This is a genomic window from Psychrobacter sp. UBA3480, assembly GCF_002377945.1.
Taxonomy (GTDB): Bacteria; Pseudomonadota; Gammaproteobacteria; order Pseudomonadales; family Moraxellaceae; genus Psychrobacter.
The window spans coordinates 14,369-38,231 of sequence record NZ_DFQV01000021.1 but is presented as its reverse complement, the minus strand read 5'-3'; the positions used below and the strand labels follow the sequence as shown (position 1 = coordinate 38,231).

General features: G+C 45.3%; 9 protein-coding genes. 5 read left to right on the top strand and 4 right to left on the bottom strand.

The window, feature by feature from the left end:
• The 5 genes from B2863_RS09830 to uvrA all read left to right on the top strand — a co-directional run.
• Positions 1-401: glutathione binding-like protein (locus B2863_RS09830; RefSeq protein WP_296209887.1), on the top strand; the 401-nt coding region annotated here is incomplete at its 5' end.
• 264 nt (positions 402-665) lie between these two features.
• The gene (locus tag B2863_RS09825; RefSeq protein WP_228153188.1) at positions 666-1,958 is read left to right on the top strand and encodes a DUF1176 domain-containing protein; all 1,293 of its coding nucleotides are present in this window, start codon (positions 666-668) and stop codon (positions 1,956-1,958) included.
• Between the two features lie 585 nt (positions 1,959-2,543).
• Positions 2,544-4,220 carry a DEAD/DEAH box helicase gene (locus B2863_RS09820; protein WP_296209882.1) on the top strand — a complete coding sequence of 559 codons (1,677 nt, stop codon included), beginning with the start codon at positions 2,544-2,546 and terminating at the stop codon, positions 4,218-4,220.
• A gap of 277 nt (positions 4,221-4,497) precedes the next feature.
• Positions 4,498-5,742 carry a DUF819 domain-containing protein gene (locus B2863_RS09815; RefSeq protein WP_296209880.1) on the top strand — a complete coding sequence of 415 codons (1,245 nt, stop codon included), beginning with the start codon at positions 4,498-4,500 and terminating at the stop codon, positions 5,740-5,742.
• Between the two features lie 257 nt (positions 5,743-5,999).
• A complete protein-coding gene (gene uvrA / locus B2863_RS09810) occupies positions 6,000-8,567 on the top strand; it encodes an excinuclease ABC subunit UvrA (protein ID WP_296209878.1) in 2,568 nt (855 codons plus the stop codon).
• 99 nt (positions 8,568-8,666) lie between these two features.
• Here uvrA and B2863_RS09805 read toward each other — a convergent pair whose 3' ends face one another.
• The 4 genes from B2863_RS09805 to B2863_RS09790 form a co-directional block, all read right to left on the bottom strand.
• Complete coding sequence (locus B2863_RS09805) at positions 8,667-10,106, bottom strand: reverse transcriptase family protein (RefSeq protein WP_296209875.1); 1,440 nt, start codon at positions 10,104-10,106, stop codon at positions 8,667-8,669.
• Positions 10,107-10,109: 3 nt separating this feature from the next.
• On the bottom strand, positions 10,110-12,359 hold the full coding sequence (locus B2863_RS09800) for a hypothetical protein (RefSeq protein ID WP_296209872.1): 2,250 nt from the start codon (positions 12,357-12,359) through the stop codon (positions 10,110-10,112).
• On the bottom strand, positions 12,356-20,080 hold the full coding sequence (locus B2863_RS09795; protein ID WP_296209869.1) for a HEAT repeat domain-containing protein: 7,725 nt from the start codon (positions 20,078-20,080) through the stop codon (positions 12,356-12,358). The genes B2863_RS09800 and B2863_RS09795 overlap by 4 nt, the downstream gene beginning before the upstream one ends.
• Positions 20,081-20,149: 69 nt before the next feature.
• Entirely contained in the window at positions 20,150-23,551 is a 3,402-nt protein-coding gene (locus B2863_RS09790) for a BRCT domain-containing protein (RefSeq protein ID WP_296209867.1), read from the bottom strand.
• Between the last annotated feature and the right edge of the window lie 312 nt (positions 23,552-23,863).

The window sequence follows — 23,863 nt, the reverse complement described above, 5'->3', positions numbered from 1 at the left end:
CTACTGGCAAAGCGCGAGCAGATTGTTTGTCTTGGATTATGTGGCAAATGGGTAGCGCGCCTTTCTTAGGTGGCGGCTTTGGGCACTTTTATACGTATGCGCCTGAACCTTTAGAGTATCCAATCAATCGCTATACGATGGAAACCAAGCGTCAGCTCGATGTATTAGACACGCATCTAAAAGACCATGAGTACCTGTGTGGCAATAATGAATCTGATTACAACATTGCGGATATGATTGTCTGGTCTTGGTATGGTCAGTTGGCACTAGGTAAGCTCTATGACGCAGCAGAGTTTTTACAAGTAGAAGACTACAAACACTTGCAACGTTGGGCTAAGAAAATTGCTGAACGTCCTGCAGTTAAACGTGCAGTAGCGCTAGAGCTAAAACCAATCGACTAAACTAAGTATCCAATACAGTTTAGATCTAACAGTACAGTTTAAGCATAAATAAACCTTAAGCACAGCAGCAAGGCTGATAAGCAAATAGCTTATCAGCCTTTTTACTTATATTCATAAAAATGAATATAATGTATGCTAGGTCTTCCCTTTGTCTTTACACAATGATACATTAGTACAACAGATAGAAACACTAGTGCGTTAAGATAGCCGAGCACCATTACAATAGACAGGTGTTTATACTTCTTCTACTGAAAGGTGATGATTATGAAAGACAATAATTATATAAACGATATGTCGCTATCAAGAGGCGCTGATTTAACTGGTGTTAGTAGGTCAGGCATTATCTATGACGATAATAAGTATGATGACAATAGCTATAAAAACAGTGCCCAGTCTAATAAAAATCCCAAAAACATCACTGTAGAGTATTATTCAGAAAACATACCTAAAAAAATAAAAGAACAATCCACCTATATGATAAAAAATAAAATATTACTGCCTGTACTTGCAGCGCTTAGTACCGCTTTATTTAGTACCACCAGTATGGCCAATACATCGACTGAGTTTACTAGTCAAGACTGGCAAGTCGCTTGTGATAATACGCGTACGTGCCGGCTGGCAGGGTATCAAGCAGAGAATAACAGTGAGTTTCCGGTTTCTATATTGCTCGTACGCCGTGCAGGTGCAAATGCTGGCGTGGATGGTAAAGTAAAGCTTGGCGGAGCAAAGGACAGCTCGTCTAAAGCCTTAATGCAGCTTGGTAATCGTCATCGCATCTCGTTGTTTATTAATGACAAGGATTATGGTGAGACGAAGCCATATTCAGCCGCTGCAGGTAACGCTGAGCTTACTCAAGCGCAAGTAACTGCACTGTTAGAGGCGTTGACCAAATCTAGCAAGATTACGTTGGCCTTGCGCAATTCACGTTGGCAGCTCTCTGACAAAGGTGCCAGTGCTGCTATGCTAAAAGCCGATGAGTTCCAAGGTCGCGTTGGTACATCCAGTGCTTTTATCAAAAATGACGATGCTGCTAAATCTAGTGGCGGTATATTACCTCCCAAAGCCGCGCCAGTACTGCAGTTCATCGTTCCAAGCGCCAAAGCGGACGATGGTAATGACAAAAAGTTTGTAATGAGGTCCTCTCAGTTGGCAGCGTTGGTAAAAGGCACAATGAAAGATGCAGACAGCGTTTGTCCCAATCTTTCAGACAAATCACCTTGGCGTATCAGTCGTCTAAATGGCTCTCAGCTGTTGGCACAGCATGAGTGCTGGACAGGCGCTTATAACGCTGGAGCAGGGGTTTGGGTGCTCAATGATAGTAAACCTTATAAGCCAACGTTGGTTACGACCAATGCTACTGGCTACGATAAAGGCAAGCTTACCTCTGTACAAAAAGGTCGCGGCATCGGTGATTGCATGAGCAAAACCGATTGGCTATGGACGGGCCGTGCATTTGAAAAGAGCCATGAAAGTACTACTGGACTATGCCGCTTAATCGAGGCAGGCGGGGCATGGCAGCTACCTACCTATGTCACAGAAGTCAAAGTAGTACGATAGATAAATAGCCAGTAGTTCATTTACTTTAGTTATTCAATAAAATACCTAAACTTGTTTATTATCAACACTGTTAGTGCTTATTTACTCAGTAATTGAAGAAATAGGTACATATATTTTTTTATTGTGCTATACTGCGTCGCCACGTTAGCTTAGGCTTTCGTGAATTATGAGATTGATAACATCGCCTGCGATTTTGGGTCTAGGATGACCATAAGTAATTGTTGCCGATGATTTTGTGTACTTAAATAACCTTTAAAAATATCCGTTATTTTTGACTCATATCTTATCTACTGGCCTATAACTAGGGTCTAGATTGGTTGCTGTTTGCCTTTATCTGCTTTGGACAAAGCATTGATAATGAGCGTATATCAAGCAAGGATAAGACACTCGGCACTACCACCAAAATACGTCAGACAGCACGAACGCATTTATTATAAAGACGCTAAGCTCTATTGGCTTGGTTTCTGATTATCGACAATTTTATATTGCTCGGTAATGCTAATAAGAGCAGCGTGGTGAACGGTTATCAGTGGTATGCATCAAGTTTGCTGAATTTACAGCAACTTATACTTACCAAGGATTCTTATGACTGACATCTTATCTGCAATCGCCGCTGAAAACGGCATCATCGAAAGCACTGACACTCCAAATACTGATAATAATACTCAAGCGGCTGCTACTGACGCCACTGAAGAAAACAAAATCACTTTTACTGATCTTGGCATTGCTAAGCCAATTCTTACTGCGCTTGATCGCAGTGGCTATACCAATCCAACCCCTATTCAAGAACAAGCCATTCCTTTTGCTCTAGCCGGTCGTGACCTTTTATTGTCAGCGCAAACGGGTAGTGGTAAAACAGCGGCTTTCGTTATCCCTGTACTTGACCGTTTGAGCCGTGCCACTAGCTTTGACAAACTCACCAAAGCACTTATCCTAACGCCAACGCGTGAACTTGCTCAGCAAGTACATGACAGCGTTCGCACTTATTCTAAAGACATGCGCGGTCTATTTTGTGTACCACTAGTTGGCGGCGCACCATACAACGGTCAGATCACTGCTTTGAAAAAGGGCGTTCAAGTAATCGTTGCAACTCCTGGTCGTCTACTTGACCATATCAATGCAGGTCGCGTTGATTTGTCAAACCTAGAAGTATTGGTACTTGATGAAGCTGACCGTATGCTAGACATGGGTTTTGCTGATGATATCAGTGACATCCTTCGTGCAGCACCAATCGATCGTCAAACGATCATGTGTTCAGCAACTTGGGATGGCCCAGTAGGTAAAATCGCTGCCAGCTTCACTAAGAACCCTGAGCGCGTATCAATCAAAGTAGAATCTGCACACATCGAAGAAAAAGTGTACTACTGTGACGATTTTGATCACAAAAACCGTTTACTTGACAAAATCGTTTGCCAGCAAGATATGGAACAAATCATTATCTTTGCTGCTACCAAACGTAGCACTGAAAAACTGGCTAAACAGCTACAAGAAGCAGGCCATAAAGCAAGCTTCCTACATGGTGACTTGCCACAGAGCAAGCGTAACCGTATCGTTCAAGACTTGCGTAATGGTAAAGTAAAAATCCTAGTAGCGACTGATGTTGCTGCTCGTGGTCTAGATATCCCAGCTATCTCGCACGTTATCAACTATGACTTACCGCGTCAGACTGAAGATTACGTCCATCGTATCGGTCGTTGTGGTCGTGCTGGTCGTACTGGTGTTGCTATCAGCCTATGTAGCATGGATGATCGTCCACAGCTTAACGCTATCAACCGTTATTTAGATCGCAAAATGGAAGTATGTATCATCGAAGGTATGGAACCTAAGAAAACTTACGTACCTAGCGAAAACAAAGGTAATGGTCGTGGTCGTGGTCGTGGCCGTGGTCGTTCAAACGGCGGTGGCGGTCAAGGCCGTGGTCGTTCAGGCGGTGGCTATGCTGGTAAATCTAGCGGTGGTGGTCAAGGTCGTGGTCGTTCAAGCGACAGCGCTCCAACTGGTCAACGCGCGAGCAACGACAGCGGTTATCAAGGTAAGCCACGTGACACGTCAGGCAAACCAAATGAGCGTTCAGGTGGCAAGCCGTATCAAGGCAAGCGCACTGGTGGCCCAAGCCGCGGTGATAGCAATGGCGTTCCACGTGGTGAGCGTGCTGCAACTGGTCGCGGTCGTCCAAGCGGTAGCCAAGGTCGTCCAGCTGGTCGTTCTGACAGCCGTGGCCAAGGTCGTCCAAACGGCGGCAACCGTGGTAACAACTCGTAATACAGCTATATTTGACGATTAAAATCATTGATTCATTAATCGTCTAAAGATAGCATTGAAAAAGCCAGATACTTGTTATCTGGCTTTTTTGCGTTTACCTGTTTTATATTGCTCAATAACGAGTGTATGACGTTACGTGTATAGCCGTTATCTTGCTATTCATCCTGTCAAATACTACTTGGCAAATCCTAGCTAATAGTCGATGGCTGCTTGCAGGAGTTTTTTGCCTTGTCTATACTGATTTACTTTTGCCCGTTGTAACTCTTGGAGCGCCTTGATGCCTGCCACCTCAAACTTAGCAATTGATAATTTGCCATTAGCCTTTGGCATCATTATGGCCATTATTGGTCTGGTTTTTTATACCCAAGGCTTGCCGGGCAAATTTTGGCGTCGATTTTATGCCGTATTGCCTGGTATTGTACTTTGCTGCTTTATACCAGCCACTCTAAATAGCTTAGGCGTGTTTGCCGATGGCATTGGTTCGCAGATTTATGGCTTTACTGCCACTTATTTGCTGCCAGCAAGTTTACTATTGATGACCTTATCCATGGATGTACCTAAAATATTGGGCTTAGGCTGGAAAGCGATCGCTATGTTTTTTGCTGCCAGTATCGCTATCGTCATCAGTGGTCCGATCAGTTTGGGAGTCGCTAAGTGGATATCGCCTGCGATGTTCACCGATGACACATTATGGCGTGGGTTCTCTGCTGTAGCGGGCAGCTGGATAGGCGGCGCGGCTAACCAAGCAGCAATGAAGGAGCTGTTCGGGGTCAGTGATGATTTGTTTGGTATGATGATTTTAGTCGATACGACCAATGCCTCACTGTGGCTGCTAGCTATCTTAGTAATGGCAAAACATAGCGACAAGATAGACCGTTTTTTACACGCGGATACCAGTAGCATAGATAAAGTGGTTAAAGCAGTCGAGAGCTATGAACGTGATCATGCCCGCCCAGCAACCATCAATGACTTGATGGTGATGTTTGGCTTATGCTTTGCCATGGTCGGGGTCGCGCACTTTGTCGGCGGTCAGATTGCAAATTTCTTTGCGCCTTATAGTTGGGCTGTTCAGTATAGCTTTGCCAGCTCGTTCTTTTGGATGGTGGTAATTATTACGGTAATAGGTGTTATATTTTCGTTCACTAAGATACGTAGGCTTGATCATGTTGGCGCATCAAAAATCGGCACAGTATTTATCTTTGTATTAATTGCCGCAATCGGTATGCAAATCAATCTGGCGGGTATCGTCTCACAGTGGCGTTTACTGTTAATCGGCTTACTATGGATGAGCATCCATGTCGTTATCATATTTGCCGTCGCTAGAATCATTCGTGCGCCATTTTTCTTTCTGGCAGTTGGCTCTAATGCCAATACAGGCGGTGCATCCTCAGCACCGATTGTCGCTACGGCATTTCATCCATCGCTAGCACCAGTAGGAGTGTTTTTGGGTATTTTAGGTTACGCAGTAGGGACGTTTGGTGGTTATATCAGCACCCAATTGATGCGCTTGGTTGTGTCTTAATACCTAAATTGTCAGCCTCTTAGCAATTTAATAGTATTTTTTCTAAACAAAACCCGCATTGATGCGGGTTTTTTATTATTAATGATTGGGTGACTTGAGTTATCGTTTTGTCTATCTATGCTATTGATACGTAAACCTCGCCATGACCTTCCATGAGTACGTGTTAACCTTTCTGCTAATTGATGACACGCCCTAATTAAATAAAAAAAACTAAGCTCGTTAGGAATAAACAACGATTCGATAGGAACAATAACGCTATGGCGAATTCAGAAAAATTAGAAGAAAAAACAAGTACAACAAACACAGTGAGAAATGCCCTTTATAACCCTGATCAAGACAATATTCAGGTCAGAGGGGCACGCGTACACAATTTGAAGAACGTTGATGTTGATTTACCTCGCAATGCTTTGGTGGTCTTTACCGGTATCTCCGGCTCAGGGAAGTCGTCATTAGCATTTGGTACGTTGTTTGCCGAGTCACAACGCCGCTACCTTGACTCTGTATCGCCTTATGCTAGACGACTGATCGATCAGGTCGATGAGCCAGATGTTGATTCTATAGAAGGGTTACCACCAGCAGTCGCTTTGCAGCAGAAGCGGGGTACGCCATCAGTGCGCTCGTCCGTGGGTAGCGTAACGACGATATCCAATGGCCTGCGTATGCTGTACTCACGCGCAGGAGAGTATCCCGCTGATCAAGAGATTCTATACGCAGATGCATTTTCCCCCAATACGCCCGATGGTGCTTGTCCGACTTGCTCAGGTATCGGCCGCGTATTTGAGGTCACTGAAGAGCTGCTGGTGCCAGATAACACTAAGACAATCCGTGAGCGGGCGATTGCAGCTTGGCCACCAGCATGGCAAGGTCAAAACCTCAGCCGTATATTGACTACATTGGGCTATGATATCGATAAACCATGGCACACACTGCCGAAAAAGACGCGTGATTGGATTTTGTTTACAGATGATACGCCAACAGTACCTGTCTATCCTGAATACAACATTGAGCAAACGCGTGATGCGATCGAGAAGGGCGAAAAGCCAAACTATATGGGTACTTTTACCAGTGCCAAAAACTTCATTTTGCACTCTTTTGCTACCACTCAGAGCCCGCGTACTAAAAAACGCGTATCGCAATTTATGCAGATATCTGAGTGCCCTGAATGTCACGGTAAAAAACTAAAGAAAGAATCGCTATCGGTCAAGTTTGCAGGATTGGATATTGGTGAGCTATCACAGCTAACACTGACTGAAATGGCGGAAAAATTAGAAGTAACCGCTTGTACCAAGGTAGCCGATAACACACCAAACCGCGAAAAAGCCATCGTTGCCCAGCGTATCGCCAGTGACATTCTCTCTCGTGTTGAAGCGCTGACAAGGTTAGGATTAGGCTATCTTTCGCTTGAGCGTACCACACCGACTCTCTCTCCTGGTGAGCTACAGCGACTACGGCTGGCAACCCAGATTCGCTCGCAGTTGTTTGGCGTGGTATATGTCCTTGATGAGCCATCGGCAGGTCTGCATCCCGCTGATACTCAAGCATTGCTAGGTGCACTGGATGAGCTGATTGCCGTTGGTAATTCAGTGTTTGTCGTTGAGCATGATGTGAGTGTCATCAGACATGCCGATTGGGTAGTCGATGTCGGGCCAAAGGCAGGTACACATGGCGGCGAGATTGTCTATAGTGGTCCTGTAGATGGTCTTCGTAAAGTTACGCAGTCGCATACTGGTCAATATCTCTTTGCCAATGCTACGTCTAACGCACAGTCAAAATCTAGCACAAGGCAGCCGACAGAGTGGCTTAAGCTTGCCAACATTGAGCGAAATAATATTACAGGATTAGATGTTGAGTTCCCGCTTGGGGTGATGACAAGTGTCACAGGGGTCTCGGGCTCAGGCAAATCAAGTCTCGTCAGCCAAGCATTGGTAGAGCTTATCAATGAAGCATTGGGTCAAAAAACAGTTACAGAAGCGCCTGTCGGTGAGGCGGACTTACTTGAGCAGGAGCTTGAGTCAATAACTGGCGGTGAAATCGTCGCTGGCATGGAGCACGTCCGTCGTCTCATTAATATCAATCAAAAAGCGATTGGACGTACACCGCGCTCTAATTTGGCAACCTATACGGGTTTATTTGACGATGTACGTAAGCTGTTTGCAGCCACCAAGCAAGCAAAATCTCATGGCTATGATGCTGGCAGGTTCTCCTTTAATACCATAAAAGGTCGCTGCCCAAACTGTGAAGGCTTAGGGTTTGTCAGTGTTGAGCTGTTGTTTCTACCAAGCGTCTATGCACCTTGTCAGGTATGTCATGGTCAACGCTATGACGAGGATACGCTAGCAATCACTTATCGAGATAAAAATATCGCTGAAGTATTAAACTTAACAGTTGAAGAGGCTCACGAATTTTTTGCTGATGAAGCGCCTATTTTGCGTGCATTAGAGGCGTTGCTACAAGTTGGACTTGGTTACTTACGTCTGGGTCAGCCTGCCACCGAATTGTCGGGTGGCGAAGCACAGCGTATTAAACTTGCCACCGAGCTGCAACGCACGCAGCGAGGCGACACGCTATACATATTGGATGAGCCAACCACCGGCCTACACCCTGCTGATGTGTCTATGCTTATGACGCAGTTAAATGGTCTCGTCGCTGCGGGCAATACCGTTATTATGGTTGAACATGATATGCAGGTGGCGAGCAATAGTGACTGGATCATTGATATCGGACCAGGGGCAGGGGATGCGGGCGGGGTAATCGTCGCTCAAGGTACGCCATATGACGTTGCCCAATCAAAAGACAGTCGTACTGCAGCGTTTTTATTGGTGTAATGGCGCTATATTTACATCAGTACATGTTACTGATGTAAAAATGAGTATTAGAAATAGAATTTTTCTAATACTCATTTTTTTATAAATATAAATAAATATTTATGCAGATGTCTCTTGCTGCACTTGCAAACGCTCAATCCTAGTCAGGTAACTGTGTCCTAGCTCTGGCTCTGCCGAGGCTATCCAAGCGGCATATCCTGACAGCGTATTTAAAGTCTCATCAGCGCGTAATGTACCGCCTGACTCTAGGTTATGAACAGCTGCTCGTAACATGCGCTTAATCTGACGAGATACCCTTGGCACGCCGCTACCATTGACCACCATGCCTGTCACTTGTTGCTGATTGCCTTTACGAATCACGCGCGTTTTATCATTATTTAATGCAAAACCTTCTTCACGTAATATCTTATGGACTGAGCCGAGCAGTTGCCCGATTAGCTTATTATGCTGCGTATCGGTTTGTTTCTTTGCGGTGCTAGTCGTGGCTTTAATCGTTGTTTTAGCCTTCGATTTGGGTTTGGTGTCTTCAATAGCGGGCACACTAAAGGTCAAGTCGTCGGCATAACGGCTATAACGTAGGCCCAACTTTTCTGCCAATCCTGTCAAGCGTCGATCCAGATTTAAGCAAACAATGTTCGTTAATGCAGGACTGGTAGGCGCACCTTGTGGCAAGGCTCTATCGCCTAATGCTACATAGTAGGTAACGCCATCTTGCTGCACCACTTGTCGGGGCGACTCCGTACACAATAATGCCAATAATGTGGCAATTTGCTCTGGGTAGCCAGCATGACGGAATACTCCTTTGACACGGCGCCAGCTCACGCTAGGAAAGAAGTCTTTAACATCAAGCTTAATAAGCAGCTCACTGTTGCTGTGTACGGCTGCATTGGTCACGATAGATTTACCGCGTACAAAGCCATGGGCGGCACCATGCGTCGTTAAGTTATTCAAAATATTGTGCAAAATCCAGCGTTGCACAAACTTCAAACGTGGTATCGGCGACCATATTTGACGCGCTGCTCCATTGCGTTTGGCAATAGTGAAATGCGAATAAGACAGATTGGTGGCGACCTCTCTTTGATAGCACAATCCTTTTAACTGCGGTATGGTGAGATTAACCGCTTCTGCTAACTCATTATGTTTACGCAGCAGTGGCAGTTTGTTTTCAATCAGCCGATTGGCCGCGTCTTTGATATCCCATTTATCGGTACTGGTATCGTCCGTCCAATATACATGACGACCAAGATAAACCATGTGATGCGCTTTGTATGCTTGCCAAGCAGCCTTTTTGAGGATTCTCTCTTCAGCTGCCTCTTTTTTTAAGGCTTTTTTATAGCGCTCCCGTTCTTTTGGGCTCATGTTATCGACAGGTTGACGATCGACCATAAAGCCTTGACTGACCAGCTGCTGCTGAACATATTGGTAACGTCCGCCTGCCAGCTCAATATCTTGCCATAGTTGCTGCCACTGACGCTCAAAAGGAGTAGGTACTGGCTCAGGGCTGATGTAATCGTTATGGTTGGCTGTTTGTGTGGTCATACCTTATATCCCTTGATTTTCGATAAAGCCTTTGGCTTCAAATCTGGCAATATGTTGTAAAAAAGCGGCTTTGGCTTGAGCAGGCTGATTGAACACCAACTGCTGGCGCGTATCCTTGTCACCTATTGTTTGTTCAATGGTAATCTTCTTATGGGCAATGGTGATGTAAACATAAGCAATAGCGGTCTCTTGTGCGGTTAACGCTTGTGTCTTATCACTTGTAGTCGCGTGTGACTGGGCAACTGGTTGAGCTAAGGCCGTTAAATCAAGTGTTGGTGCAGAAGATAATGTCATTAACGAGTTATAGCCTGCTACTTGTACGCTTTCTTTTTTATTCCTAGGCTGATTAAAGTGCTTACTCGGTACGCGTTTACTCAAGACACGAGTGTCATGCCAGCTATCATTGCCGGTGTTATTTGGGTCGTATTGGTTATATCTAAGTCGTAGCGTGATAAGATGCGCGCACACACCATGAGTGAGTCGGTGCTGTAAATACTGCGGGCAGCTACATTCTGCTCGGCTGACCAGTGCTTCATCGCCTAATTGCAGCTGGCTGTGATAAGTACGTCTGTCTTCTTCGACATGAATATCTGCACGAATGGTAATACCTTTGACAGCGACTGTCTCGACAGAGAACTTCTGCACGGCATCCGTACGGCTAATCAAATCAAAGGCCTGTTTTTCTGCCTCATTGTGATAAGCAAACTGCGCCATATCAAGCGGTGTCTGCGTCAAAGGTCTGTAGTGATACAGCTGCCTCGCCATCTCATAGCGAATTAAGCCTTGCTGAGTACCTGACAGTAACCATTGCTGGATTTGTTGGCGAGAAACAGGCACAGACGTTAATGAAGCATCTGCTGATAGCGACTTTACCAAATCTTCTATTGTACTAGGAGTATTTGCCAGTGTTTTAATCAATACAGACAAGCCATTATGCTCATCGTTATTATCATTATTACTATCATCTAAGGTTGCTTTACTACTGTCTGATAACCCTTCACTAGCAGCTAATGTATTTTGCAGTGGGCGCTTTGGCAGTAACAAGTCAAAGTTTAATGACTGTGACCAGTTGGCTTGGCTAAAGCCTGTCATAGCAAAGGTAAAATGAAAGCCTTTGCCTTTTAGTGTCCAGTAGCTTGGCATGCCTTGACCCAATAAAGAGACGGAAACACTATCAGCATGCGGCAACAGTCGTTTTAATAGGCTGAGACGACGACGACCCCATAAGCGAATGAGCTTTGCTTGTTGACCTTGATAGGGCTTTTGCTGTTGGCTGACTTGGCTAGTAACAGTGATGTCAAATGGCTCTAATATAATCACTGGCAGCTGCTGAGGTCTAAGCTCAATCAACAATCCACGGCGTTTGCCTTTGATATCAGCATGCATACGCAGCTCAAACAACACGTTGTACAGTGCGATTGGGTCGAGATGGATGGTGTCTTGTGTCAATTGACCTGCAGACTGTACTTGCAGCAGTGCTCTGACCCAGCTTTTTGGTACATTGATGCGTTTTTCTATGATCTGTTTTTTTACGGTGGGCTTGGTTACTGTACTATCAGTATCTGCTTCAGCTGTCTCTGGTTTGGCTTCAAGTAACTGTAAGCCGACCGCTTCATGACCAATGTCTAATATCGTTTGTTGATGATCGCGTATTTTTTCAATACCGTTAAACAAGGCCGTACTGTAATCAATACTTGTCGTACCAAAGGTAGGTTTGGTATTTTGCTCAAAAATCTCATTGGTCAATGTTAATTGGGCATAGCAGCCTTCATCACGGCTAAATACCTCAAAGCTGACACCTTGCTCATGCACCTGAATAATAGGATCTAAAATACAAAAGGCGAGTGGATCGTTATCGAACAACCATGTGAAATAGTCACGCTGCGCAGTAAATAGATTTTTATTGCTATTGGCACGGCGCATCTGCATAAAGATCGTATACGCTGAACGGTCTTTTGGCACATAGCGATAATCACTACTGACCACATCGAATAAGGCTAGCAAACTGTCACGAAAGACAAGGGGAGATTTGACCTTACCATGGAAGTTAACCTCCGATCGATTTAGCTGAGCAAATAGTGCCACATGCTGAGTGTGTTCGGTCGTTTGCGCCTCCGACAGTGAATCTGACGATTCGTTAACTTGACTGATTTGGCTGGGTGCGGCGTAGTCCAACTGCATCATCAGGCCATCAGTGTTTGCTACTTCTGATTCTGTTTCTAATGCTTGGTCTAATTGATTATCTATAGTCATTGACTGTCTCCTTCACCCTGATTGCTTTTTTGACTGCTGTCCTGACTATATGCCAACGGACGCTTTTGCTGTGCTCGTATCATGGCACGTTGCCAGCGGCGTAGTACTTTATAAGCAAGCTTCTGAATGTCTGAGTTTTCATGTGCCATGAGCGTCGTCAGCCATTGTTCAATATTTGGATCATGTAGCTGTCCAAGCGCTTCGATGGCACGGATGCGAACCGTCATCTCCATGTTGTCATTATTTGCACAATGATAAAGTGCGTCAGCGTCTTTGGCTTTGATCCACTGTAGTAGCTGCTGATTGATTGGTATCTCGGTAGACGAGCCCTTATGTTTCAGCGCATTTTTTACTACCGTTATTATGGATTTTTGGGTAGATGTACCGCTTTGTTCAATACGAGTTAGTAGCGTTGATAGTAAGGCTTGGTTGTCATAAGTGAGCGGCGATTGAACCGTAGTTGATACGCTGCTCAATGTTGGCACTATATTTGATAACACCTTATCGTCAGCGACTGGTCTGGCCAGTAGTCCTAACAGCGCTTGCTGCCACCAACCGCTAACAGTCGTAGAGAGCAGTGGAATAGAGGTGATGGTCAATGGTTGACGAGCATCATTGAGCCAATCAAGCATTGCCACGATCTGCTTAGTAGCCGTTTTGTCGACAGCACCTTTGACAGCTGTAATGGACACATGACGCATGATTAGCCAAACCAGTTGTCTGATGGTGCCACCCACTTGCTCAACCATATCAATCCACTGACTATTATTGATGGTCGTTGGACTGCGGTTGATGGTGTCAATAAGCGTATGCCATTGCTCGCTTGCAGTGTCAAAACGCTGCTGCAACGTCGTAACCATCTCTTTATCAAGATAGTTGGTCGGGTATTGGGTCAGATAGCACAGTCCAATATGCTGTGTCAGTGTGTTACTACTGGTAATCAACGCGGTAAGCTGCGATGTTGGCATGTCTTGCTTGGCCATAATGGCATTTTGCAGTGCCATCAAGATGTTGGCTGGTAAGTGCGCGCCATGCTGGGTGATAAATGCTGCCAGCTCATCGATGCTGCTATTATCAATGATACGCTTTAGACTCAAATGCTCAGTCTCTTCTACAAAGTCATCATTATGGCTTTGGATGGCTGCCCAATCATAAGGATAAATCTGCGTCGCAAGACTGCCCCAAGTTTTCTGTGCCGCCGTATAAGCCGCCATGAGCACAGCACGATCTAGGTTGTTTTGCTTTAAGATATCTAAAATTAATGCTTTATTGGCATCGCTATCATTCATCTGCAGTAGCCATACCGCATGCCTTTGTGGACGGAAGAATATGGCTTTATCGATATGAATGCGTATATAGTGGCGTATTTCTTCCCAAGCAGGCGTTGTATTCAGCCAGCGCAGTCCATTTAACCAATGGACAATGGCGGGATTGGTGAAATGGATTGCGGGGTCTGACAAGTGCGATTTTAATAGCTCAAAAATATGCGGACTATGCTCAAAGTCACCACCTTGTGCAAGGCGACCTAAGGCTTCACTGGCCACGTCTTGTAAGTAGTGCTCGTCGTCCTCGGCCAGTTTGATTAACTTATCATAGGCTTTGTATAAGGTATGAACCTGTAAGTTTTTATCAGCGTTGTCCGCAGGCGAGCTAGCATTAGGCGATTCAGCATTTTGATTTTGGTTTTGATGGTCACTGCTGCCTAGTAGCTCGCCAATGGCTAACACACTGCAGCTGCGGAACTCAGCATCAGGGTTATAATCGATCGTGGCCATCAAGATATTGACCCCATCAGCATGACCGCATTTAGCGAGTCCTTCAGCCGCGGCAAATTGCACATCGGCGTCTTTATTGCGTAGAGCGTTTTGTAATGAGGCAATACTACCATGTCGTCTTTTGGCCCGATATGCCAGTGCCTCGACCAATTTAAAAGTATGCTTAGCTGGCATCTGCTCGTAGGCTAGCGCCAAAGCGCTATCAATGCGCGAGGATAAATCACTGTCATCCGATTTTACCCATGCAAGTGACGGCAATAGCAGCGCTGCAAGTACATAATCACTATGACTCATAAGCGTAGTAAACAGTGATAACAAGACTTGCGAGTCTCTAGGGTGCTGACGTTGTAACCAACGCGTGTCTTCACGCTCATCTAGGTAGTCCTCGATGTTCTGATCGTAACCGCTGATTTTCACCAAAGTGTCAAATAAGTATTTACGCTCTTCTTTATGCTTTTGCGGTGTGTGCTCAAACAGGTTCTCTAAACGCTGTAGTAATGGTGCGGCCAGATGCGTGTTACGCAGGTCAGCGATATCACTATAAATAAACTGCTTAGGTTTGTTGATATGTGGATCATCAAGTAAGGCTAATAATCGTAAGTGCGCTTCATTGGCGACCTGTTCAGCAGTCGCAATATTAAAGCTACTCTCTAAACCACTATCAAAGCTGCTATTTAAACGACCCTCTACAGTGTTCTTATTGATGAATTGGTACGACGTGAGTGCCTCAGTAAGTAATTTCCAGCTACGATATCTCTCATTACTGGACTGAGCGTCTTCAGCAAAATCAAATAAGCTATCAAATAGCGTGCTGTCCGCAAAGAGTACGTCATGAAACTCGACCAGTTGACTCAGTGCTTGATATTTTGCATTCCAGTCATCACTCTTCACAGCGTGCAGCAAAAATGTCAGTTTGTCTTGACGCTGCCCTGACGGCGATTGACTGTCTGCAAAGGGCGTGACGATGACTTGTTTCCATTCAGTAACGATCTGAGGCAGTAGCGACTGACAATATGTCTGTAGCCCGAGCAAGCTGGCTGGCAGATGGCCTAGTCGGCCTTTTAGCAGCTGATAGGTCTCTTCTGCTAAGGTGTGATTATTGGTTTTTAACAAATCAATGAGTTGTTGATCAGCGCTACTACTGACAGTCGCTGTATCCGATGGTTTGCTTTGCTGCTGTATGGCATCGTTCTTTGCGGTATCTAACAATAAATCCAAGCCGCGTTTGACCATATCTCGATAGGGCGTGCTCATGGCATAGTCAGCCAGCTTTTTGGTAGGCATGTTTAGCTTGTACAAGCATTCCCACGCCAGCTCACGAGTGTCAAAACTACGGTGGTTAAGTAGTGGTAATAGCACGCGACTGGTACTGTCCCGCCAGTCCTCATCGTTATTAGTGTTGTTATTGGTGTTAAGCTGCGATGATTGAGTAGCAAGCCACATTAGCCCTCGAATGGCTTGGTCTGTAGTGCTGCTATTAGCATAATAATCATCGCCTGCGCGTATGACGCCAATCCAAGCGCCAAAAGCAAGAGATTGGTATGGATAATGCAACTCGGAACTGTCTTGCTTATCAGTAGAAGAGCTACCGACTGTTTGCGCATCGTCGTTTGAAACATCCTGAATAGAGGCTGATACAGGGTGAGCACTTAACAATGCCTGCAAACTGCGTTGCCATTTTTGTAATGTCTCAAACACATCGTCCTCATCGTCATAGTAGTCATGGGCGAGTAATTCAGATAAGTTGCAGATAACATCGATAGTTTGGGCGCGTACCAATGGCTGCTGATGGCGACTGAGGTTGGCGAGCTGTTGTAAGTTTTCGGTACTGACGGTTGTCAGAGTACTTGCTCGGATAGAGGCCGTATTATGCGATTGTCCTTTAACACCACCTTTATCTGCCGTGTTTGGCATGGCATCTATCGTCATCGTAATGACTTCAGAGTGAGAAGATAAAATACTGCCTAATTGACGTGACAAGTAATCACTCAAATACTGCCATGCTGACGATAGTGCTGACTGGTTATTAGGGTGTTGTACGTCATTTGGGTAACGAGCGAGTATGTTGGCGTAGACTACTGCCGTGTCATTATCGGCAAAGCTTAGGGCTTCTATCAGTCGGTTGGGTCGACCAGTGCTAGTAGCGGTCTTTTCAGGAGTTGGCCTGTTATCGTGCCAGCCATTCTGTAAGTCATTAAATATCAATAACAGTCTGGCTGATACTGCATAGGACTCTGACTCAAACAAAGGCTGTAATTGCCGTGCATGTGTAATACCTAAACCGTGCTGCGCTTGTAGCCAATGCGTAGGCGTCATCGGTGCAACAAGCGTACTAAGATTGTCTGTATTGTCTCTCATGTTATGAGTAAGGAAGTACTGCCCGCGAGCATCACCCAAAATAGCCAAACACAAACTGGCTGATTGATTGATAATGTCGCGCTCATCTTTTTGCCATTTCACCAGTAGATCAATGTCCTCGAAAGAAACTATCTGCGTAATCTTTGGTGCAAGAGGTTTAAAATCAGCATCAGAGTGGTGTAGATATTTAGCATACCAACCTAACGCATCATGCTTTGATGGGTATGCCAGTTTAGACAAACCAAACAGTGCTTGGCTTACATGATTGTGCCACTGGGTATAGCTATCACTTTTCTTGCCTTGAGAGGGCATAGGCAGTTCTAGATAGTGTTTAAAGACTTGATACGCTTGTTCATCACTCCGCTGTGCCTGTTCTTCGTCAGCATATAGGCGTGATTGACTGGCCAGTAGTTGCGCGACTGTTAGCTGAATATCAGGATAAGGGCTGTTGAGGGCTGCGGTAATCAATGCTTCGTGATGATTCGGTTGATCATCGGCGCTACTATCATCTAGGCTACTGTGATCCGCTAAAATAGTAGGCTGTAAGTCTGTCAGCGCCAAAGCAACAATTAATGCTTGTTTACGCAGCTCAATACTGTCATCAGCGAACATGGCCACTAGAGCTGGCATCAACTGTGTCAGCTGAGTCGTATTCGCTCTGGCTTGCACTGTCGCAAGGGCTAGTTGCTTGGTATCAGCATAAGGGCTGGCAAGCGCGCTCAACATGACGTCAGCAAACCCTAAGTGTTTGCTCTGTTTCAATGAGATGTCAAAGGCTTGCTTACGGATGGCGGCAAACGTATCCGCAAAGAACAGGGTCAGGACAGCTTGATTGGTCTTTTGGTGATTCGTTTCTTCAGTGTTATTGGCTTTATTTGTTTTATGCTTCGAGTTCATCGCTAGCAACAGTCGTTGCCATTCCTCTATAGCCACTTGGTGCACATCTTCAAAGAGGCTTTGCTGCAATAGCTCAATGATGTCAACGATGGCGCTTTCAGATGACTGCTTAAATTGGCGGTTTAATAGAACTTTAACCACTTCTAACCGAATACTGGTAAAAGGGTTGTTCAATGCCTGTAGCAGTATGTCTGTCATCTCTGACGACATCTGAGCACTTTTATCACTGCTATCACCACTATTTGAGCTATCTGGTGCAACATGCTTTAAAAACAGTGCTAAAGACTGCTCATGAATATCTTGATGTTTAGAAGCAAAACCCGTCGCTGCCCAAGACAATGCATTGTCTGCCAACTTACCATAGGCTTGCATAGCCACTTGGCGCACGCCTGCGTCCTTATCGTCTAGTAATGTCGGTAGGACTGCTTTGGCGTCTTCTATATTTAAATGACCAAGCGCGGTGGCGACACCAGCACGGATGATGGCACTGTCATCATGGCTCATAAGCCTAATCAGGGTGCCAAATGCCCGTTTGTCTTGTAGGCAAGCCAGCGCATAAGCCGCTCGGAAACTGATATCTTCGTGACTATTGCTTAAGCTCTGTAATAAGGGCTCTAACGTGTCATTGCTTAGATTTATAGATTCAGTATCAGGCTTTTTGGATTTGGCCGTTTTAGCCTTATTTTTAGACTTAGATGTTTGGGTATTATCTGCTTGAGAGATAAAATCTTGCGTGGATAAGGTTAAACGGATCGCCTCATCGGATTGTTTAACCTTATTATTCGCCGCTGTACTGCTAGCATTATCTAGTAGCGTGCCACGCAGTAAGCGAAAGTCATCAAAATCAGATAGGGTACGCAATGTTTGCGTGTCACCTTGCTGTTTTAACGCCTCTACCAACTTAGGCTGAGACAGTAATGAGACATAAAATGCCGTTTGCCTAATCTCTGTATTACGATGATTCTGTAGCAGCATCAACTGACGCGAGACTTCAAGATGGTTTAGCATGCCGCGCTGATACAGACGAATCAGTCCTGACTGGACAATGTCTGACTGATTACAGTCTAATGCCATCAAATCTGCTTGCGGACTGTTCTCTGGCAATAAGGTCTCAAGTGAGGCCAATGCTTGCTTGCGAATATTTGCAAAACTGTGTGACAACGCGTCTCTTAAAATAGGCAAGATGCGGCGCTGGCTTGTGGCATCCTTCATCGCGACCTTTAGGTAACCTTGTAACGCAGAAGCCACCACTTCTTCGTAGTAACGGTTTTTAAAGGCTTCTTCTAGATAATGCAGCGGGCGCTTCGCCGTACTTGCACGGTCGGCCAAGGCATGAAAAGCAGCAAGGCGTACTTTTGCACTGTGCGCCGAGCTTAGTTGCTGCTCTAAAACCTGTGCAGTTTTATCAAGATTAGTAGTAGCAACCCACTGTACCAATTGCAATGCTTGGTTAGCCGTGAGCGTGTCGCTATCAGCAAGTAATTTTTTAACCAGCTCTAATGTTTGGTTATCTGCTTGCGCCTGTAGCAGCGCCAAGCCTTCTTTAAACGACACATCGTTATTGTTTGAGGCATCTGTCAGTAATTGGCCGATTCTCTGATAGCCATCTTTGATAATATAAGCGACTGGTAATAGCTTGCTATTTTTTGCCGTACTATTTTGTGAGGTGCTATTCTGTGACGTACTTTGAGCATGGTCAATAGGTACGAAACGTAAGCTCTGATCGGCACTGACTACGATGAGCGTTGGTTGTTCAGCGTAAGAAGATAAGACGATCTGTCGAGCCTTGGTTAGATCCTCTTTACAGCTGTTTGGCTGACCTTTATCAAATGCCCATGATTTAACACTTTTATCATCGGCGGCAGTGAATAGCCGAGTGTCTGACACACAAAGCGCCGTGATCATTTCACTGTGTTGGCTAGACTTGGCTCTATCAACAGGATGCAGATCGCCTTGGACATGAGTACGGTATAAGCACTTATCTGCGCCTGCTGAGAAGAAGTACTGCCCGACTGGCTCAAAACAAAGCGCGTTTACTTTACCTAGGTGGAGCTGTTTGCGACTACTTAGAGTGAGCTGAACGCTATCTGAGGTCCATTGATAGCTACTAACATCTCCCGTTTTATCTGCTACGACTAACCACGAGCCATCACTTGACGTTGCTAGCGCTGTTAATGCGGATTCTTTACTTGATGCTGCTATAGAAGACGAATAATGCTCAATAATGACAGTATTGCTGGCTTGACTGTCCTGATAAGGCCATACCACGATGTGTTTCGGATATAAGATAGCCAATGCATCTTGTAGTGGTGCCATGGCTACAGCACGGCCTATATCATTGTTATTATTTTCAGGTGCATCAAGCAAGGATTTAGCACTGGTTTTCTTAACTTTCTTTGCTTGCCAATCCGTTTGGTAAAGATGACCATCATCACCAATCATCACAATAGTGCTGTCATCTATTTTGGTGATGGCTTGCATCGCACAAGGCAGCGCAGTTGTCGATAAGCTAAATTGCTCACCTTGTTGATCGAGGACGTATAAGACCGTGGCAGCTGCTTGCTGCTGGCGAGTAATAAAAAGACTGCGCCCATCTTGCTTGGTTGTCTTTTGAGTTGCCGCTTGGGTGCTGTTGGCCTTACTGACTAGGCCAATGATTTGACCCCAATAGGGGAGTGTTACTGTTTTCATGGTGTTATCTCAGTTGAGGTGACGTCATATTTTTTTAAAGTATTTATTTATCCATGTCTGCCAAAGCCGTTAAGCCGATGCCACTGGTTGCAGGTTTTTAGATAGTTCAGGATAGCGATGCAATAGTCGTGTGACGGCAACCAAACACGCATGACGCTCCATCTTGCCTGCCGAATGTGTAAAGGTGAACAGTGTGGGCATGATGAGCGCTGCAAAGGTGCTATCGGCCAATGCCACATCACGAAAAGTCTCAATCAATGCCAGTTTGGCACGACTCGCAGATATGGGTTTTAGCGTGATATTGCTATCTGACTCAGCTGCCTCATATGACTGTGATGATGCTGAGTTTTTATCTGAATAACGTTGTTGCTTATGCTTATTACTGTCACTAGCATTGGGCTCTTGCGAACCGCCTAGACGTCCAGGTGGTAACTCGAATAGACCACGACGTAGTAGCATTAGTAGCTGATCGACCTCTGCAGGCAAGCTTGCCAAACATTTATCTGACTGCTCTGTTATGAGTGGTTGAGCGCTGCTGTCTTTATCTCGTGCAGCATCTTTATCTTTACTATCGCTATTGGCTGGTTGCCAGTTTGGAGACACGTGACGCGCCTTATAGTGTTTCCATAGCATGGTCACGGCAGCATAACGTACTTCACGGTCTGTACTTTGGGTCAATTGATATAAAGACTGCACATCTTGGAAATTGGCATGACGCTGTAGTAGAGTGATACCGATTTGGCGAGCGACTCGCGCTTTGCTTTCAATCAACGCATTCAACATGCCAGCATTCAACTGTGCTGACTGAACGTGGTAACGTCGATTGGCAACAGATGGCTTGTCCAATAGCGCACGCTTTAGCAGTTGAGTGATATCCGTATAGGGAGATTCTGCCATCATCAGCCATAGGGCTGGCGTTGGTTGCCACGTCGCCATCTCATACTCACTCAGTAATAAGCCAAATTCTCGCAGCTGGCTGTTACGGTGTTGCAGTAAAGGAATGACACGCTCCGCATCAAAGAATGAAGAAGGGATAATCGCATCGGGATCGACTGGTCTGTCTGTCAGTGCCATACAGATCTGTTCATGATGATGACTGAGGTAGCTGATCGCAAGCTCACTGATAGGTGCAGTAGCGTCATCTGTTGCCATATGCCACAGTGCATTGGCACCTGCAAAAGTATCGTCTTCAGATACCTCTCTCGATTGACCACTCAGCATCTGTAAAAAAGCGGTTTCGGAAATAATCTTTAGCGGCGCACCATCAGCGATTAAGCTTTCGGCTTTAACTTGCTTGCTACCTTTACGGCCATTACCGTACAACGGTGAACCATCATCACCGATGACCAAGTAATCTAACTTGCCGTTGACGGCGCTGCTAATAGCGCCATTAGCCGCTTTCACAACTTTTTCGGCCTCGCCACGAGTCATACTTTGCATCTTGCCTGTGAATAAATAGCGTTGGCCAGTTAAATCTACTTCAGTAGCAGCATCGCTATTTGAGTCTTTATTGTCAGCGCTATTACTGGAAGCGTTGTCAGTAGAGTCGCCTTCGTTGCTGTCGAGATATGCGATAAAGTCGGCAGGCAAGAATCCTTTGTTAATGCGTTCAATCGCAAATTCACGATAGAGCGCTTGTTCGCTATGCGCAAGATTCATAAGCCAGTCGAAACCTAAATCTATCGGCGCAAACCGACGCACATCAGATAGCCAGTCCCGCACGTTTTCTGCTAAACATTCATCGAAGGTTAAATGCGTTTGCCAGTTTTTAATAGGAGTGTCAGCAGATTTTAATTGCTCAACATATTCACTCACTTGCCAATCAGGCTCATAGGCAAGTGCATGCCAATAGCTCATATCAAGCGTTGCTGCTGACAGTACATCTTCATCAAACCAATCGGTAATAGTCGCTTGCGATAATGGGTGTAACAATAGTGTTTGCCACACGGCAGCGTTTACTTGGCTCAAATCCAAACGTCTGAGCTGATCCAACGCAAAGTCCATGCAGTAGCTGTCGTCATGAGCAGAGAAGTCGTGTACTTCTGGTACATCTAACTGCTGGGCAACGCGAATAAAGTATTCAGTCCCTAGCTCTTTGGCGCTATAAAGCTCAGGCAGTTTTTTTATGGAAAATTTTACGCTGTGTGTTCTACCGCTAGTCAGTCGTTCAAAAAACCACTCAGGGGTCAAGTCACGTCGCGTAAAGTGTTTGCTAAGTTGTTTGCTCGCGGTTTGATAGTGATGCTCTGTGTCTAATAGCTGACCCCAGCCATTGACACCGATATCAGAAACAGGATCACGACTCAAGATATTGTTAATGGCAAATGCTCTAACAGGTTCATAATCTGACATGGCCAGTAACATCAGCTCAGTGAGCGATAAGTCTTGAGCATAGCTTTTGGCATAGCCAATCGCATATTGATAGGCGGCAGGATAGTGTGAATGAAGTAGTTGCAGTACGACTTGATGCAAGCCCAATGCTTGAAATTTAGACTTTTCAAAATGCGGTGAATTTTCTAATAGCCAAACAATCATCTCATCACGTGCTTTGCTATGCGCTTGTCCGGCAGATAAATATTGTAGCGTCTCACCACTCACATCACGTAATTGGGTCTTAAAGTCATGCTTTAGACTATCGGTTGCGAACTGTCTGACAGTCTCATTTTTGGCGATGGCCAGTAACTCAATAAGCGGCTCGGGGTCTCGTTGCCACGCCTCAGAGAACGCGCGACCTTTTGCATCAAAGAGCTTGCGAGGTGAGCGGCTGCTGAATCGATTGACGCCATAATCAAGGCTGTTATGAAAGCAGATGTGATTGAGCACCCAGCTGTTTGTTTGTTCAGGGCTGCCTGCCGCCATGGTTTCGTCATAGCTGGCGAGTACAGAAACGGCGGCATCAATGTAGCCAATTGGCATTTGCTGTCCTAGCTGGCGTAGATAACGCCATGCTCTAAGGCTCATATAGGTTTTGGTGGCTAGGCTGACCGCAGAGTTGGCGGTTTGATTGAAACGCTGTAAATCAATCTTGGCAGCTATTTGTCCAAAAATCTCATAATCTTGAGAAAATTCAGCTTGTTTATAAATACGCTTTAAACCCTTCCACACACCGTAGCTGACTGGCAAAGCTGTAATGGCTTGTTTTAAAATAGTTCTAGAATACGCGCTGCCATCTTCCCACAGTGCGGTCAGTATTATGTGGATTTTGTAGCGATCTGGGAGGGGGTAAACGCCTTCATCTGCTTCCAGTTTGGCAATCATTGCCACGCGCTCTGCAAACTGTACTTCGGGGTGTTGCTCCCGAAATTGATGACTAAATATCTTATCTAAAAACCGATCAAAAGTAAGCTCATGCTCAGGGATGGGCGTCTCGGGAATCGCATCAGCTTGAGTTGCCAATGTACATAATTTATCGACCAAACTTGGATCCTGGGCTTGCCAAGCTTGCTGAATTTGTGAAAATGACAGACTCATAGAAATTTGCCTTAATTTTTATTTTGTCAGTGCGCGTAATTTTGTAGCACCATAAAAGCGCGTTTCACAGAAAATATCAAGGACTTTTGTAAGGAAATATATGAGCTGCGACATATAGCGTCGCGCATAATTTTATTTGCAATTATATATTGACAATAATAACTATTATGAGGCAAACTTAACGAGTTGTGAGATTTAGCGTTTCACCGTTTACGGTGAGGGGCGACGTTGCGTCGTCCACGAGTCAAGCCATTACATTTTACCCAAGGAAGACTGTTTCAGTCCTGCTAATACCTAGATAAAGGCCCTAGT